The organism is Paenibacillus profundus (assembly GCF_021369635.1).
Classification (GTDB): domain Bacteria; phylum Bacillota; class Bacilli; order Paenibacillales; family Paenibacillaceae; genus Paenibacillus_B; species Paenibacillus_B profundus.
In genome coordinates, this window is record NZ_JAJNBZ010000023.1 from 30,744 (window position 1) to 46,696 (window position 15,953).

Here is a 15,953-nt window from a genome sequence, read left to right on the forward strand (position 1 = left end):
GGAGGTCTCAGTTGTGAACAATATATATACGCGGACAGGAGACACAGGCATGACTTCGCTGATTGGTGGGCGGGCTGCCAAAGATCATCTGCGGGTGGATACATACGGCGAGCTGGATGAATTGAATGCGTTCGTCGGATGGGCTGCGGCCTGCTGTCAAGAAGACAGCTATGACGAACTGCGGGAACAGCTGGTCGACATTCAACACGAGCTATTCGATTGCGGCTCGGATGTTGCATACGCAGAGACGAAGCAAGAAAGCGTCACGTATAAAATTCATGCGGAACAGGTGGCGCGCCTTGAAGCTTGGATCGATGCGCATGAGGCGTCGACTCCGGCTATCCGCAAATTTATTTTACCAGGAGGAAGCGAAGTCGCTTCGGCTCTTCATGTATGCCGTACTGTGTGCCGGCGGGCGGAACGCCGCTTGGTCACCTTGTCCCGCCAAGAGACGGTGCATGCAGAAGTGATGAAATACGTTAATCGGCTATCGGATTATTTCTTTGTCGCCGCAAGACGTGCCAACGTAATCGCTGCGGTACAGGACCAGGAATATGTGCGCAGTGCCGAAGTGTTTCGACGTCAAGAACGACATGACTGAATCGAGATTGGACATCGCGGCAGAACTCACTTATGTTGTGCCAGAGGAAGAGGCTGGCATTCAACTGCGAACGGTTCTCCGTTCGCGACTGAATCTGTCCCGGCGTCTGCTTACCCGCTTGAAGACAGTGGAACGAGCGATAACGGTTAACGGCATGGAGCGGTATAACGACCGGCCGCTTACCGTAAGGGACCGTTTGAGCGGCGGAGATGTCGTTCACGTTCAAATTGCGGAAGAAACCGTAGACTATATTGAACCGGAACCGATTCCGGTAGACGTTGTATATGAAGATGATGATATTCTCATCGTCAATAAACCAGCGGGACTTGTCGTCCATCCGACGAAAGGCTATCCCAATGGAACGTTGGCCAATGGCGTTGTCCATTATTGGAGGCTTAAGGGAGAGCAGACCCGCTTCCGCCCTGCGAACCGTCTGGATCAAGAGACGTCAGGCTTGCTTATCGTAGCCAAGCATGGACATGCTCATCATCAGTTGTCTGATCAGATGCAGAACGATGAAGTATGGAAGCAATACGAAGCGTTCGTATATGGTGTGCCGACTCCAGGGGAAGGAACCGTTCATGCCCCGATTGACCGTGACAAGGAGCAGCCGCACCTTCGCGTCGTGACTCCGGACGGATATGATTCAATTACGCATTACGACGTGCTTGAAACGTACAACGACGAGGCTGCACGGGTATCCTGCCGCTTGGAGACGGGCAGAACCCATCAGATCCGCGTGCATATGCAGCATCTCGGATGTCCGCTGCTGGGAGACAAGTTCTATGCCTCGAACGAGTTGGCGCGAACCCCGTTCCTGCAGGCTGCGATTGCACCGTTATCCCGGCATGCTCTGCATGCGTCCGAGCTGCGGTTCTTACATCCTATGACGGGTGTGCCCTTGCAGTTTACAGCTAAGCTGCCGCCCGAACTGGAGCAGCTAAGAGAGCGATTGCGTCAAGGATCTGAATCATAAATACTTGCGATAAGATATATAAGTGCGTATTCAAAAAGGGGCTTTTTGAACAACCTCATAAAGGAGAGAGTACAATGAAGTTGACCATATATGAATATTCCAAATGCAGCACGTGCCGCAAAGCGGTTAAGTGGCTGCAGGCTCAAGGCATTGAGACCGAATTAATTCCACTGATCGAACAACCGCCAACCGCAGCCGAGCTCAAGAAGCTTGTGGAAATGAGCGGACTGGAATTGAAGAAGTGGTTCAATACGTCCGGTGAAGTATATAAATCGATGCAATTGAAAGATAAATTGCCGCAAATGAGCGAAGACGAGCAGTTGGAGTTGCTGTCTTCGAACGGCAAATTAATTAAGCGTCCGATCGTGACCGACGGCAAGCGGGCGACAGTAGGCTTTCGTGAAGAGATGTTCGAGAATACATGGACTATTGCCTCCAAGCATTGAGCAGGTATGGTAGAATCAGCTAACCGCGATGAACCGCAATATATGGTATACTGGTAGGCATTGTATTGCGAAAGGAGTTAACACTCATGCTGGAAGAACAACTGGAAGAACATATAGAGACATCTCAACTGCCGCGTATTCTGTTAGTCGACGGGATGGCATTGCTATTCCGCGCATACTATGCGACGGCATATGGCGGCTCCATTCGTCGGATGAAGGATGGGACTCCGACCAATGCGGTATACGGATTTATGCGCTATTTTTGGGATGCGGTGCAGACCTTCGAACCGACCCATATCGCTTGCTGTTGGGATTTGAGCAGCAAGACGTTCCGAGCTGAGCAATATGACCAGTACAAAGCGAATCGTGCGGAGTGTCCGGAGGATCTGATTCCGCAATTCCAGCTTATACGCGATGTGATGGATAGCTTCGGCATTCCGAACATTTCGGCGGAAGGATATGAAGCGGATGATTGCATCGGAACGCTAGCACGTCTCTACCGAAAAGAGATGGAAGTCAATATTCTAACAGGCGATCATGACATGCTCCAGCTTGTCCATGAACGCACAACGGTTATTATAATGAAAAAAGGGCACGGCAACTATGCGGTATACAGTCCGATCACTCTAATGGAAGAGAAGCAGCTGACGCCAGAGCAAATTATTGATTTGAAGGGTCTTATGGGGGACACATCCGACAATTATCCAGGTGTCCGTGGCATTGGCGAGAAGACCGCGCACAAGCTCATCCAGGAGTATGCTTCCATCGAGGGAATCCTCGACAATCTGCCGGCGCTAGCCAAAGGCGTGCGCACGAAGATTGAGGCGGATATGGACATGCTTCATTTATCGCGCCAATTGGCGCGGATTGAATGTGATGCTCCGGTCGTGTGCGATACCGAACGCTGTCTGTTCGCACCGGAACGGAATGCGGTGCATGCCGTATTCGAGCGGCTCGAAATGTCCAGCATAGCGAAATTAGTCGGAATTTGATTCATTCGAATAATAGCACAACCATAAGTGCCGCATATCAGCGGCAACAAAACGGTGAAGCTTGCTTGTTCTGTCATGATGTGACACGGACCAGCCTGCATCGCCGTTTTTTTCAAGAGAAACCAGACATACCTTATGGGGATAAAACCTACCTCTAAACGTACTCGCTCGTCTTCGAAAGGCCTCGATAGAAGGTCCTTGGATTCGTCAGTTCCCTTTTCCGAAAAAGGTATGCCTGTTTGGCATCCATTGCCTCACTCTCCCCTTCATTCAGAATGGCAGCTTCCTTCCCTTTGAGCGAAACCATGTTGTCGGGCCTCCCGTACAATGGTCCTTAGATCCATTCTCCCATACCGTCAGGAGAGATAATGTCGAGGTTAGCATATGCCGTTCGGATCCATGGCATGGAGGGGCCGATAATGATGGAAGTAAACCAGAGTCGCCATTGGACGTGTCGCCTTCTGATGGAAGGGGAGAATGGAGCAAAGAGGCGGATGCAGCGAATCACCGCCAGTCAGAGCGCGCCACTGCCCGAACGGAATAACCTACCGGCTCGAAAAGCGCTCATCGTGCTTCTCCGTGGTATTATCCACAAAAAGGGAGCGGTGTTGAAGTGAAATAACTGCACAATGTGATATATGGGAGCGAGCAGGAGAACAGATATCGTGGTTGTATCGTTCTCCATCCGCATCCTGCCGAGGCAGCGTTCATTCCCATTAACGGGTGTAAAAAGCCTGATTGAGGCTTCATCAACCTGGTCTTGGTCCTTAGTCCGTAAAGTGAACAGCGCCAATGACCATGGACAGAAAATGGCGCAAGTCTTCCGCTTCTTCATTGCCCAAGCGATAGAACGATTCCAAATAACCTTCTTCTTCTAAATCGTCTTGTCCCATAATGGCGGTTAGACCGCTCTGCAAATCAGTCACCAGCTTTTTGCCGTAAAAGCGGTTCGTCGTCGTAACAGCCAGATCGAAGCGATGCATGCTCGGACCGATAAACGTAACGAAGCGCGTGGATGTCTCCTCCGTACCGTCTGATAAAAAGTCTATGTCGTTCATACTCATCTTGACGAACCTCCTTGTGTGGGTAACATTCCCATTATAACGTAACAGCGGCAACTTCTAAAAGAGCTGAACTGCACTAAAAGTAAGAATTGCAACCTCGCATGTCTATGTGGTATAATTTAGGTGAATTCATAACTAGGACGGGGAAGCACCTCTTTGAAATGCGTATAGCCGCATTTTGAAGGGGTGCTTTCTTTTTTTATGTTCCACATTATGAATGGATATAATGCACTTTACAATAAAGGAGGAATCGTCACACATGCAAGTAGTCTGGACGGCAAGGTTCGATTGTCAGGAGGGCGCAAGCACAGACGGACGAAAGGCGAAGAGCAAGGCTAAAAAAGAGGCTGATGCGGCGATCAGATCTCAGCAAGGTCTCGTCACGGTTGGAGAAGAGGAAGGAAAATGGATCGTGTTGTGGGAAGTGGACGGCGGAGCATCTGAGGTGTGGTTCGAAGGATCCATCTGGGCCGAGATGCGTGCTGCGCTGCGCGGGGGCTTGGCTCAACTGCTCAGCTCGGGCTACCGTATGGTGCTGGGATTTGTCCCGGATACCGACATTCATGAACGCCGGATGAAGGAGCGGCAGGAATGGGTGAATTGCTATGCCCAACTATACGCGAAGGAGGAAGTGTACGAGCAATTGGCCAAGTGGCGACGAGAGATGGCAAGCCGCTTGAAGCGTGCCCCGTATTGGGTGGCGACGAACCGTATGCTTCGACTCGTAAGCGCATTTTTGCCGCATACACTGGAGGAATTGAAGCAGCTTCCGGGATTTGGTGAAATCAAAATACAATCGTTTGGGGACGATATCGTCGAAATAACGAAGCAGTATGAACGGAGCACGACCTTCCCATTAGAGTGGGTGCAAGCGGCTATCACCGAGCAGCAATTCGCACAGTGGATCTATTCGGAATGGGAAGCAAAGCAAAGGGATGAATTAACGAAGCTGACCGAGCGCAGAAAGCTTTTGGAGGGGATACAGCAAGGGCAGACCCTGTTGCAACTGATGGAACTCCTTCGCATTGATCGGCGTGAGCTCATTATGCGAATTGAAAAGCTGGAACGGGAAGGATACCAAGTAGAGACGCTTGTGGAGGCCGAGTTAGCTTCAATGCCAAGGGAAGAAAGGCAGGCGATTGATATGGCTTTTGTGGAGCTGGGGGACGAATACTTAAAACCGGTTTATATAAAAGCGTTCGGTGAAGCGGCCTTAGAGCAAGCCACCGCATCGGTGCAGGCTAACTATGAGCGGATTCGTCTTCTGCGTCTCCTGCATCGCTGTCAGAAGCATGCCCCTGCCGATCGGCAGGTGAGCTGAGAAAAAATATAATGCCCGTGTCCTTGATCAAGTCAGGAACACGGGCAATCGTATGGTCGCTTTGTCAGATCCAATCTTTTTTCCGAAATAAATAGAACATGAATGCGCCGAGTATGAACATGAAGCCCATCGTATAGAAAGAACCAAAATCCCAATCCATGAACGGGATATAGTCGAAGTTCATTCCATAGATGCCTGTAATCAAAGTAAGCGGCATGAATATGGTCGTGATGGCAGTGAACACTCTCATAATGTCGTTCGCGCGATTCGCAATGCTGAGCTGGTAGGACTCTCGCAAGTTTCCCATCAGATCGCGGAACGTTTCAAACGTCTCGGACACCTTGACAGCATTCTCATAAATGTCACGGAAGTATTTTTGCAAATCATCGTCGATAAGCCGCAGTTCTTTACGGTAAAGGACGAGCAGCACTTCTTTTTGCGGAGCCAATCCTTTTTTGAGCCAGAGTATTTCGCTTCGCAAGCTAATGATTTCATTTAGATGGGTCTTCTTGGCGCTGACAATAAGCTCTTCTTCCAGATTGTCGATCTTCGCTTCAATTCGATCGGCTACCGTGAAATAGTTGTCAACGACCATGTCAATTAAGTGATATAACATGCGGTCTGCCGCACTGACTTCCTGTTCCCACAGGACCGGCTTTACCATGCGCAGCTCATTTATTTTCTGATTCGTTACTGTAATAATAAAGTGCTTGCCTAGAAATATGTTCAGCGAACGTAAAAATATTTCCTCATCATCAAACCGGATGCTGTTAAACACGATAAAGTAATGGCCTTCATAGATTTCAATCTTCGGGCGTTGCTCTTCTTCGCTCATACAGTCCTCTACGGCCAGATCATGCATGGAGAATAGAGGCTGAAGCACGAGCAAATCATCAATATCGGCATCGATCCAGTAAAAGCCTTGTTCAGGCGTCGTCAATGCGACATTGATGTCTTCCACAGGTGTAAATACCCCATCGTTTACAAGACGGATTTTCATTGCACTCACTCCTTCGCACCGCCAACTGTTGGCGTGCTGCGTCGTCTATTATTGACGATTCAAGCAGGGAGATGCTCATGACTTCGTCCGTCATTCGGTGCATAGACATACGTCAAGGCAGTTGAAAGCTGTTCAACTTATGGGCACGAACAACAGACAGCAACGGTCTTAGGCGACATCGGTTCCTGTCGAATCGTCATATTCGGTTGTCCGTTCGTACCGTGGCACGGCCTCGGGTCGCCATCCATCCGAAATTCACCTCAACTTATTCGTTATAAATCAGGTAGTGCGGTCACGCACTTGTTAAGTATAACGCTCGTACTTTCACCTTTCAAGAAAAAATGAATTACAGAATTTAGTTGAAACCGAGCAAATGTGTGAAAGTATGAAGTTTGTCATTGATTTAACATATGGCATTTCATAAGAGATGGTGAATTGCCTCTTGACGAGAGGCTGGTCTTTGCTATAAGTTATTACCAAGTCCTATTTGGCAAATGGCAAACAAATGAATAACGAACGATAGCAATCTTATCAAGAGCAGGTGGAGGGACAAGCCCGATGAAACCCGGCAACCGGCGTTAGCCATGACATGGCAGATTCTTGTTCCAAGAATCTTGCAGTTATGTACGTACGGTGCTAATTCTTGCAGCAGCGATCCAATCGTTGCTGACAGATGAGAGAGGCATGAGAACGTAATGCATGACCTTTCTCGAATCGCCGGGAAAGGTCTTTTTTGTATATGAAAAAGGACAGGAGCGCCGTATCCACTTGCTACATACGTTTGCCAGTGCTGCATGTATGGAACCAATATGAAGGAGGAGAGCGTCATGCCGATTAAAATTCCGGATCACTTGCCGGCCAAAGAAATACTGTCTCAGGAGAACATATTCGTTATGGACGAAACACGTGCGTATCACCAAGATATTCGTCCGCTTCGAATTGTAATTCTGAACTTGATGCCGACGAAAGAGACGACGGAAACCCAACTGCTTCGCTTAGTTGGCAATACGCCGCTTCAGGTAGATGTGACATTGCTCCATCCAGCGAGCCATACCTCGAAAAATACATCGGCGGAACATTTGTCGTCCTTTTATAAAACGTTTGAAGAAATTGAGAATCAGCAGTTTGACGGTATGATTATTACAGGGGCTCCCGTGGAGCAGATGGATTTCGAGGACGTGAACTATTGGCAGGAGCTGTGCCTCATCATGAAATGGTCCAAGGAAAATGTGACCTCGACCTTTCATATATGTTGGGCGTCCCAGGCAGGTCTGTACTATCATTACGGCATTCGCAAATATTCACTAGACAACAAAATATTTGGGGTATTTCCCCATACATTAACGAAGGAAAATGTAAGTCTGACACGCGGCTTCGACGAGATGTTCCTTGTTCCACAATCCCGCCATACGGAAGTGAGACGCGAGGATATCGAGCAAGTTGCCGCCTTGAATATATTAGCGGAATCAGAAGAAGCGGGAGTCTATCTGGTTGCGACTGAGGATGGCAAGCAAATCTTCGTGACCGGGCACTCTGAATACGATCCCTGTACATTGAAATGGGAATATGATCGGGATATCGCGAAAGGGATGGATATGGACATCCCCGTTAATTATTTTCCAAATAACGATCCGTCCAAAAAGCCGTACTCGACTTGGCGTGCGCATGCCAATCTGCTCTTTTCCAACTGGCTGAACTACTATGTATATCAAGAGACGCCGTATGAATTAGGCAGAGCCGTATCGCACAAGGAAGGGGCGCAATTGTAATGGCTGCACAGAACTCAGACAATTACCGCATCGAAAGCCGGCTCGCACAGATCGGGTCGGTGCATGAGCCGCAGACAGGCGCCGTAACGTATCCAATCTTTCAAGCAACCGCGTATCGCCATCCACGGCTCGGGCAGAGCACCGGATTTGATTATATACGTACGAAGAACCCGACCCGGCAAGTGCTGGAAGACGCGGCGGCCGCCTTAGAAGGCGGAGATGCAGGCTTCGCGTGCAGCTCGGGGATGGCAGCATTGCAGACCGTATTCGCGATGTTCAGTCAAGGGGATCATCTGATCGTATCGTTGGACTTGTACGGCGGGACATACCGCTTGCTTGAACAGATCATGTCCCGCTTCGGCGTGTCGGCGGCCTATGTTGATACGAACGATATGGATGCGCTCGAGTCGGCGCGCAAGCCGGAGACGAAGGCGGTCATCATCGAGACGCCGACCAATCCACTCATGATGATAACGGACATCGAACGGGTTGCGGCTTGGGCTAAGGCACACGGCATGTTGACTATCGTCGACAATACGCTCCTTACGCCGTTCTTCCAGCGCCCAATTGAGCTTGGAGCGGATATCGTCGTCCACAGTGCGACGAAGTATTTGGGTGGACATAACGATGTGCTGGCTGGCCTTATCGTGACAAAGGGCAAGGAATTGTCCGACGAAATCGGATTTCTGCACAATTCAATCGGCGCCGTACTCAGTCCGTCGGATTCGTACCAACTGATGCGCGGCATGAAGACACTCGCCCTCCGAATGGAGCGGCATCAGACTAACGCGACGATCATTGCGAACTGGCTGCTGGAGCATCCGGCCATTGAAGCAGTGTACTATCCGGCGCTTCCGCATCATCCAGGCCATTATATTCAGAAGCGGCAGTCGGCGGGCAACACGGGCATCTTCTCGTTCCGCTTGAAGGATGCGCGGTATGTTGAGCCGATTCTGAGACATCTGAAGCTGATTGCATTTGCGGAAAGCTTGGGTGGTGTCGAATCGCTGATGACATATCCGGCCATACAGACGCATGCAGACATTCCGCAGGAAATTCGGGAGCGGATCGGCGTTGATGACCGTCTGTTACGCTTCTCGGTCGGTATCGAGCATACGGAAGACCTCATTGCGGATTTGGACCAAGCGATTGCTGCGGCAAAAGCGGAAATAGAGGGGTGACGAAAAATATGAGCGAGCAACATAAGGGACACGATGACGAACTGGGAAGCAACCATCCCCAAAAAGGCGAGCGCCGCTTTGCGACGAAGCTTATCCACTTTGGCGGTGAGATCGACAGTAATACGGGGGCGTCCAGCGTTCCGATATACCAGGCGACAACGTTCCATCATCACGATATTTACGAGCCGCCTGAATATGACTATTCCCGTTCCGGCAATCCGACGCGACAGGCGCTGGAGAATTATATCGCTTTGTTGGAAGGCGGAAGCAACGGATACGCATTCGCATCCGGCATGGCTGCAATTTCGTCTGCATTCCTGCTCCTGTCGGCGGGCGATCACGTCATTGTAACAGAGGATGTCTACGGGGGAACGTACCGTTTGTTGACGTCTATCCTGACCCGCTTGCACATTGAATCGACCTTCGTCGATATGACGGATATTGAACAGGTGAAAGCCGCCCTTCGCCCGAACACGAAGGCCGTATACATGGAAACACCGTCCAACCCGACGCTCAAAATTACGGACATTGCTGAGGTGGCGGCATGGGCGAAGGAACACGGTCTCATCACGTTGCTCGATAATACGTTTATGACGCCTTACCATCAACGGCCCATCAAGCTTGGCGTTGACATTGTACTGCATAGCGCGACGAAGTTCCTCGGCGGTCATAGCGACGTGCTGGCCGGGCTGACGGTAACGGCGGACGAGAGCCTTGGACACCGCGTCAAGCAGATGCAGAACGGTCTCGGCACCGTATTGGGCGTTCAGGACAGCTGGCTGCTGATGCGCGGGATGAAGACGCTGGAAGCGCGCATGAAGCAGAGCGAGCAGAGCGCGCGGCGTCTTGCCGAGTGGCTTCACGAGAGAACGGATATTGCCCGCGTCTACTATCCCGGGCTGTTGAATCATCCAGGCCGCGAGGTGCATGAGAAGCAATCGCAAGGCTATGGTGCGGTCGTATCCTTCGATGTCGGTTCCGGCGAACGTGCGAAGCAGGTGCTGAACCAAGTGAAGCTGCCGCTGGTCGCCGTCAGCCTGGGGGCTGTCGAGAGCATTCTATCCTATCCGGCGATGATGTCACATGCGGCCATGGCGAAGGAAGTGCGGATGGAACGAGGCATTACGGATGGATTGCTCCGTTTCTCCGTAGGTCTGGAGCACATTGATGATTTGCTGGAGGACTTGGATCAAGCATTATCTTTGTCATAAAATATAAGTAGTGAAGTTGCTTTATTCCTCTCGTTACAGGTATCGTACCGGACAAATCATCGGTTCAGCCTGTACCGGGAGGTGCTGTTTTTTATGGGCAAACTATGTTACCATTATTGCAGTTGTTGACATGAACTAGGAAGTATCATGTCACGTACGGATGAGCCATATCGCGCACGTTCATATATCATTTGTGGCTGTGGCTGCGCCTAGATACGTTTTTCGCATGAGCATGCAACTTATGCAACTTATTTTTGAGAGGAAGTGACTGTACGATGTCACCGATTGACCGCATACTGGACAAAGCGCTGCGCGGCGAACGAATTGACACGGACGAATGCGTTACTTTGTTCGAAACCGACCAGATAGAAAAGCTTGGAGCCGTCGCCAATCAAAAGATGCAGAAGTGGCATCCCGAGCCCATTTCCACCTTCGTGATTGGTCGAAATGTCAACTACACGAACATTTGCGATACGTATTGTCGGTTCTGCGCGTTCTACCGCGCACCCGGATCGAAGGAAGGCTATGTCCTTCCGGATGAAGTCATTTTTCAGAAGATTCAGGAAACGATCGACGTTGGTGGTACGGAAATATTGATGCAGGGTGGAACGAATCCCGAGCTGCCCTTCAGCTATTATACAGATTTGCTGCGCGCGATTAAAGAACGTTTCCCAAGCATTACGATGCACTCTTTTTCGCCAGCTGAAATCTTGAAAATGCAGGAAGTATCTGACGGATTGTCGTTGGAGCAAGTCGTACGTGAAATTCATGAGGCAGGTCTGGACTCCTTGCCTGGCGGCGGTGCGGAAATATTGGATGATCGCACGCGCCGTAAAATTAGCCGGCTTAAAGGCTCATGGCGGGATTGGATGGACGTTATGCAAACTGCGCATAAGGTCGGCATGAATACGACGGCGACGATGGTCATCGGCTTCGGCGAACTGTTGGAAGAGCGTGCGCTTCATATGGAGCGTGTTCGCACAGCACAGGATGAATGCCTGGCGAATGGATATTCTTCCAAAGGGTTCCTTGCCTTCATTCCATGGACATTCCAGCCAGACAATACGAACATGAAGGCGGAGCGCGTCAGTCCGGAGGAATATTTGAAGACATTGGCTATCAGCCGAATTTTCTTGGACAACATTCCGAATTTCCAAGCCTCTTGGGTAACGATGGGGCCGGAAGTCGGGAAGTTGACGTTAAGCTACGGCTGCAACGATTTCGGCAGCACGATGATCGAGGAGAACGTCGTCTCCGCCGCTGGAGCGACGCACAAAGTGAACATCGAGAGCACGCTTCGTCTCATTCGCGAGGCCGGCAAGGTTCCGGCGCAGCGGGATACGAAGTACAACATCCTACAAGTGTTTGACGATGAAAATATGCGCGTAGAGCGTGATTTTATAATGCAGAATTAGTGTAGTGCAGAAGAACTCATAACACATAGTGGGCCATCATCAACATGCTGGCGTTGCCCGAGCCTCTTGCTTTGAAAGGGAGGAGGGCAGCGCCTTTTTTTGTTGGACGATGGGAGGTTTCCATTGTGCTCCATTGTATTTTGTCCAATGGTTACGATAATTAGGAGCTCAAGTGTGGGGTGTCATTGGAATACTCCAATAGAGTCCTATCCAAACGGCTTAAAGGCAAGAAAATACCCTGATTTGACTGGATGTTTTCCAATGGAATGAACGAATCGCGGTTGAAATGGACGAAATGACTGTACATTTTCCAATGAAAGTGCGCCGACTTCCACTTGTAAGGGGTAGAGATCCGAAAATAGACTAAGTTCAATCGATTAGATTCGTTTGGGTTAGCTCGCAAAATTCGACAACATCGGAAGTTCTTACCGGATGGAACTCCAAGTCCCATATTCGAAGCGTAAATAATAGTGTTATTACCCGAAAAGTGAAAACATGCAGCAAGGCGGTCGACGGGGAGTCAGCTGCCTTTTTGCCTTTTCACGTCCCGGTTACAGGAACGTTTTGTCGCAACGAAAGTCCTATCTGCTGAGAAAAACAGGAATTTAGTTTTATGTCCAAACTCCCGATTTCCTCCGATATTTAGGTTTGTCGTTCACAAATAGAAAATGTGAATGAACAGACACAAGGGGGTTGTTGTACACATGAAACAGAAAGTATGGACGAGACTGGCCGCTGCTTTGCTGGCGGTAACCGTTGCTGCGGGAAGCCCAGCAGGCTTCGCCGCGGCCATGCCTGTCGGTACGGCGGAAGAGCCGCACGGATTTATCCAATCGGAGAGCGGCAGCATATGGTCAATGACGGAAGACGAGCGGCTAGGCTCGCCGCTAGGAGCCGTAGGGGAGTTGCCTTCCGCAGATTCGGCAGAGGCTGGCATGGAGGAACCGAAGCCGGCTCAGGCGCTTAAGAGCGAAGCGAGGCAGGATGTCCAGTCGACGTACAGCATGGCGCATTTGAACTCGTTGTCGAATGAAGAACTTACGGATCTGCTCGCGGGCATCGAATGGCGGACGATTCCTGAGCTGTTCAAATATAACGAGGATACCCGCCGGTTTTATGCGGACGGGGACCGCTTTCAGGCCATCGTGGACCGGTTGGAGGAGAGTGGCAGACGGTTCACGGCGGAGGACGATCAAGGCATTCCTACGTTGGTGGAGGTGCTCCGTTCCGGCTACTATTTGGGGTATTACAACGAGAAACTCGGACATATCGATGAGGCAGCGTACCGGGAAAAAGTACTGCCCGCTGTGAAGGCAATTATGGAAAACCCAGCCTTTGCTTGGGGGACGCCGGTGCAGAACGAGGTCATCGGAGCGACGGGCAAGCTGATATCCAACACTACGGTCGAACGGGATACCGTTAACCGCTTGGCGGGCGTCCTGGCAGCGTACGTCGACCGGACGGATGCGTACGACGGCGATCGTTCGGCGGGAGAGGCATTCTACAGCCTCATTCAAGGAGTCGGCTATGTGCTCATGTGGCGTATGGACGATCCTGTCCAGGAAGCTGCGTTCAAAGGGGGCATCGACGCTTATCTGGAGCAGCTGTTCCGGATGGTGAAGCAGGGGCCGAGGTCGGCGGACAAGCTGTGGCTGACGAACAACGCGATATACTATACGGGTTCGCTCGGGCATTATTACAGCGACCCGTTGCAGGCGAACCGGGTGCTGACGGAAATTATGCAGACGGAGCCGGCGCTTGGCGAGGTGTATTTCGTGGCGGCCGACCAAATTGAGCGACACTTCGCGGGGATGGATGCCAACGGAAGCCTGGTGGATATGACCGTGTTGAAGCAGCAGGGAAAGGAGCGCTATCTTCCGCAGCGGACCGAGTTCGATGATGGCCGGTTCATATTCCAGACGGGCGACAAGTTGAGCGAGGAGCAGATTCAGCGTTTATATTGGGCCGCGAAAGAAGTTCAAGCCCAATTCCACCGCGTCATCGGCAGCGATAAGGCGCTGGAGCCGGGCAATGCGGACGACGTGCTGACAGTTGTCATTTACAACAATCCGGACGAGTACCGGATGAACCGCTATTTATACGGATACGAGACTGAAAATGGCGGCATCTACATTGAAGGCGACGGGACGTTCTTCACGTATGACCGGACGATCGAGCAGAGCATTTACAGTCTGGAGGAACTGTTCCGGCACGAATTTACCCATTATCTGCAGGGGCGGTACGTGGTGCCGGGCATGTGGGGCCGGGGACCGCTCTATGACGGGGGGCGCATGCAGTGGTTCGACGAAGGCGGAGCCGAATTCTTCGCGGGCGCCACGCGGACGGAAGGGATTCAGCCCCGCAAGTCGGTCGTGGGCAATCTGAGGCACGACGGGCCGGAGCAGCGTTTCTCCGTGTCGGATACGGTGAATGCACAGTACGGCACGTGGAAGTTTTACGATTATTCGTTTGCCTTGTACGACCATCTGTACCGGCACGACTTTGCGGCGCTTGACCGGATTCACGATGCCATCCAGTTCAATGATGCGGGGGCCTATGAAGGGCATCTTGCGGCAATGAGCGGCGATGCGGGATTGAATCAATTGTACCAACGCTCCATCGAGGAGCAGGCCGCCCAGTATGACAGCTTGACGGTGCCGCTCGTATCCGACGATTATATGCGGACACCTGAGCCTAAGCCGGTGCGGGACATTTACGGAGAGATTGCGGCCATCGCGGGATTGAGCAACGTGAGCACGCAGGAACGGGAGTCCCGTTTCTTCCAGACGTTCGAGCTTCGCGGCACGTACACCGGCGGGGCTGCGGCAGGGGAAACGCAGGATTGGCAGATGATGAACGGTCTTGCCGACGAATTCCTGAAAACACTAACGGCTCGTTCGTGGGACGGGTATAAGACTGTGACTGCTTATTTTACTAATTACCGTATGGACGGGGAAGGGCGATTCGTCTACGATCTCGTGTTCCACGGCAAGCTGCCTGCCGACAGGGATAGCGTAGAGAACCCGGATGGAGACGGTAACGGCGGCGACGGGGGGGACCCGGACGGCGGCCATGACGGTAATGGACAACCGAACGTAGATCGGGAGCCGAACGATACCTGGGAACAGGCCGTCCGCTTGACTGCGGGCAAATCCGTATCCGGTAAGCTTGAAGACACGGATCGGGTCGATATCTACCGCTTTGATGTCGAGAAGGCGGGAGATTGGATGTTAGAGTTGGAGACCGCACAGGCGCAAGGGGCGGCTTGGGTGCTCTACCACGAGTCTGACTTGACCAACTATGTCGCTTACCCGAGCCGCGTGGCCGGCGCGAGTGTGGCCGGTTCTGTTGCGGCCCTGCCGGGCACCTATTACGTGTATGTATATGCAACGGCGCTGGGAGAGCAGCCATACCGCATGCTCGTCCAGCCGGGAACGCTGCCTGAGCAGCAACCGGAACCGGAGAATCCTCTGTTCGAAGAGTCAGAGCCGAACGATTCGCCTGATACGGCCAATGGGCCGATTCCAACGGGCCGGACGGTCATCGGAGCTCTCGAAGGGGATGACGATAAGGATGTGTTTGTGGTGGACGTGGATAAGCCGTCGGCGCTTCGCATTGAGCTGGAGAAGCGGCTTGGCGAAAGCGTCAACTGGATGCTGTTCCGGGAAGGCGATACAGACCGTCCTGTCGCATATCCGATCGAATTGGATGACAAGCGGATGAGCGCCGGTTATGAAGCGGAACCGGGCCGATACTATGTATTCGTGTACAAGTATGCCGATGAGGATGTTCATTACACTTTGCAAATCCGTTAACAAGAGTCAGCCTCCCGTACCACGGTTCAACCGTGGGCGGGAGGTTTTTTTGATTGGGAGAGAGGGCGTGTCTATCGCTTGGTGAAGAAGTTCACTAATTAAAAGACAATTAAGCAAGAACGGCCGGGCGAATGTCGAACGGCCATAATGAATAAATGACGC

General features: G+C 51.5%; 13 protein-coding genes and 1 riboswitch. Of the genes, 11 read left to right on the forward strand and 2 right to left on the reverse strand.

All coding sequences use genetic code 11. The features are described from left to right. The first annotated feature begins 13 nt into the window (after positions 1–13). The 5 genes from LQV63_RS22020 to LQV63_RS22040 all read left to right on the forward strand — a co-directional run bounded on the left by LQV63_RS22020 (position 14) and on the right by LQV63_RS22040 (position 3,632). On the forward strand, positions 14–601 hold the full coding sequence (locus tag LQV63_RS22020) for a cob(I)yrinic acid a,c-diamide adenosyltransferase (RefSeq protein ID WP_019421782.1): 588 nt from the start codon (positions 14–16) through the stop codon (positions 599–601). Continuing rightward, positions 555–1,577, forward strand: coding sequence for an RluA family pseudouridine synthase (locus LQV63_RS22025; protein WP_407672948.1), 1,023 nt, complete (start codon positions 555–557; stop codon positions 1,575–1,577). The genes LQV63_RS22020 and LQV63_RS22025 overlap by 47 nt, the downstream gene beginning before the upstream one ends. Before the next feature lie 74 nt (positions 1,578–1,651). Further along, positions 1,652–2,023: an arsenate reductase family protein gene (locus LQV63_RS22030; RefSeq protein ID WP_233698318.1), complete on the forward strand. Its 372-nt coding sequence runs from the start codon at positions 1,652–1,654 to the stop codon at positions 2,021–2,023. 86 nt (positions 2,024–2,109) lie between these two features. Beyond that, positions 2,110–3,015 carry a 5'-3' exonuclease gene (locus LQV63_RS22035; RefSeq protein ID WP_019421785.1) on the forward strand — a complete coding sequence of 302 codons (906 nt, stop codon included), beginning with the start codon at positions 2,110–2,112 and terminating at the stop codon, positions 3,013–3,015. Between the two features lie 419 nt (positions 3,016–3,434). Next, complete coding sequence (locus LQV63_RS22040; protein ID WP_233698319.1) at positions 3,435–3,632, forward strand: hypothetical protein; 198 nt, start codon at positions 3,435–3,437, stop codon at positions 3,630–3,632. A 150-nt stretch (positions 3,633–3,782) separates the two neighbouring features. Here LQV63_RS22040 and LQV63_RS22045 read toward each other — a convergent pair whose 3' ends face one another. Continuing rightward, positions 3,783–4,079, reverse strand: coding sequence for a DUF3055 domain-containing protein (locus tag LQV63_RS22045; protein WP_233698320.1), 297 nt, complete (start codon positions 4,077–4,079; stop codon positions 3,783–3,785). A gap of 259 nt (positions 4,080–4,338) precedes the next feature. Here LQV63_RS22045 and LQV63_RS22050 point away from each other — a divergent pair, with 259 nt between their 5' ends. Further along, positions 4,339–5,400: an HRDC domain-containing protein gene (locus LQV63_RS22050; RefSeq protein ID WP_233698321.1), complete on the forward strand. Its 1,062-nt coding sequence runs from the start codon at positions 4,339–4,341 to the stop codon at positions 5,398–5,400. A 64-nt stretch (positions 5,401–5,464) separates the two neighbouring features. Here LQV63_RS22050 and corA read toward each other — a convergent pair whose 3' ends face one another. Beyond that, the gene (gene corA / locus LQV63_RS22055; protein WP_233698322.1) at positions 5,465–6,400 is read right to left on the reverse strand and encodes a magnesium/cobalt transporter CorA; all 936 of its coding nucleotides are present in this window, start codon (positions 6,398–6,400) and stop codon (positions 5,465–5,467) included. Positions 6,401–6,925: 525 nt separating this feature from the next. Further along, positions 6,926–7,080, forward strand: a riboswitch (SAM riboswitch). Positions 7,081–7,227: 147 nt separating this feature from the next. On the opposite strand from corA, the gene metA reads away from it, so the two are divergent. The 5 genes from metA to LQV63_RS22080 all read left to right on the forward strand — a co-directional run bounded on the left by metA (position 7,228) and on the right by LQV63_RS22080 (position 15,791). Then, complete coding sequence (metA, locus tag LQV63_RS22060; RefSeq protein WP_233698323.1) at positions 7,228–8,169, forward strand: homoserine O-acetyltransferase MetA; 942 nt, start codon at positions 7,228–7,230, stop codon at positions 8,167–8,169. Beyond that, positions 8,169–9,350, forward strand: coding sequence for an aminotransferase class I/II-fold pyridoxal phosphate-dependent enzyme (locus LQV63_RS22065; RefSeq protein ID WP_233698324.1), 1,182 nt, complete (start codon positions 8,169–8,171; stop codon positions 9,348–9,350). The genes metA and LQV63_RS22065 overlap by 1 nt, the downstream gene beginning before the upstream one ends. Before the next feature lie 8 nt (positions 9,351–9,358). After that, positions 9,359–10,561: a trans-sulfuration enzyme family protein gene (locus tag LQV63_RS22070; RefSeq protein WP_233698325.1), complete on the forward strand. Its 1,203-nt coding sequence runs from the start codon at positions 9,359–9,361 to the stop codon at positions 10,559–10,561. 275 nt (positions 10,562–10,836) lie between these two features. Continuing rightward, positions 10,837–11,976: a cyclic dehypoxanthinyl futalosine synthase gene (gene mqnC, locus LQV63_RS22075; RefSeq protein ID WP_019421794.1), complete on the forward strand. Its 1,140-nt coding sequence runs from the start codon at positions 10,837–10,839 to the stop codon at positions 11,974–11,976. Between the two features lie 704 nt (positions 11,977–12,680). Beyond that, positions 12,681–15,791, forward strand: coding sequence for a collagenase (locus tag LQV63_RS22080; protein ID WP_233698326.1), 3,111 nt, complete (start codon positions 12,681–12,683; stop codon positions 15,789–15,791). Positions 15,792–15,953 lie beyond the last annotated feature (162 nt).

Bases quoted from the DNA above. Each gene is read 5' to 3' on its own strand.
- LQV63_RS22025 (WP_407672948.1), top strand. From the start codon at position 555: ATGTGCGCAGTGCCGAAGTGTTTCGACGTCAAGAACGACATGACTGAA.
- LQV63_RS22030 (WP_233698318.1), top strand. From the start codon at position 1,652: ATGAAGTTGACCATATATGAATATTCCAAATGCAGCACGTGCCGCAAA.
- LQV63_RS22035 (WP_019421785.1), top strand. From the start codon at position 2,110: ATGCTGGAAGAACAACTGGAAGAACATATAGAGACATCTCAACTGCCG.
- LQV63_RS22040 (WP_233698319.1), top strand. From the start codon at position 3,435: ATGATGGAAGTAAACCAGAGTCGCCATTGGACGTGTCGCCTTCTGATG.
- LQV63_RS22045 (WP_233698320.1), bottom strand. From the start codon at position 4,079: ATGAGTATGAACGACATAGACTTTTTATCAGACGGTACGGAGGAGACA.
- LQV63_RS22050 (WP_233698321.1), top strand. From the start codon at position 4,339: ATGCAAGTAGTCTGGACGGCAAGGTTCGATTGTCAGGAGGGCGCAAGC.
- corA (WP_233698322.1), bottom strand. From the start codon at position 6,400: ATGAAAATCCGTCTTGTAAACGATGGGGTATTTACACCTGTGGAAGAC.
- metA (WP_233698323.1), top strand. From the start codon at position 7,228: ATGCCGATTAAAATTCCGGATCACTTGCCGGCCAAAGAAATACTGTCT.
- LQV63_RS22065 (WP_233698324.1), top strand. From the start codon at position 8,169: ATGGCTGCACAGAACTCAGACAATTACCGCATCGAAAGCCGGCTCGCA.
- LQV63_RS22070 (WP_233698325.1), top strand. From the start codon at position 9,359: ATGAGCGAGCAACATAAGGGACACGATGACGAACTGGGAAGCAACCAT.
- mqnC (WP_019421794.1), top strand. From the start codon at position 10,837: ATGTCACCGATTGACCGCATACTGGACAAAGCGCTGCGCGGCGAACGA.
- LQV63_RS22080 (WP_233698326.1), top strand. From the start codon at position 12,681: ATGAAACAGAAAGTATGGACGAGACTGGCCGCTGCTTTGCTGGCGGTA.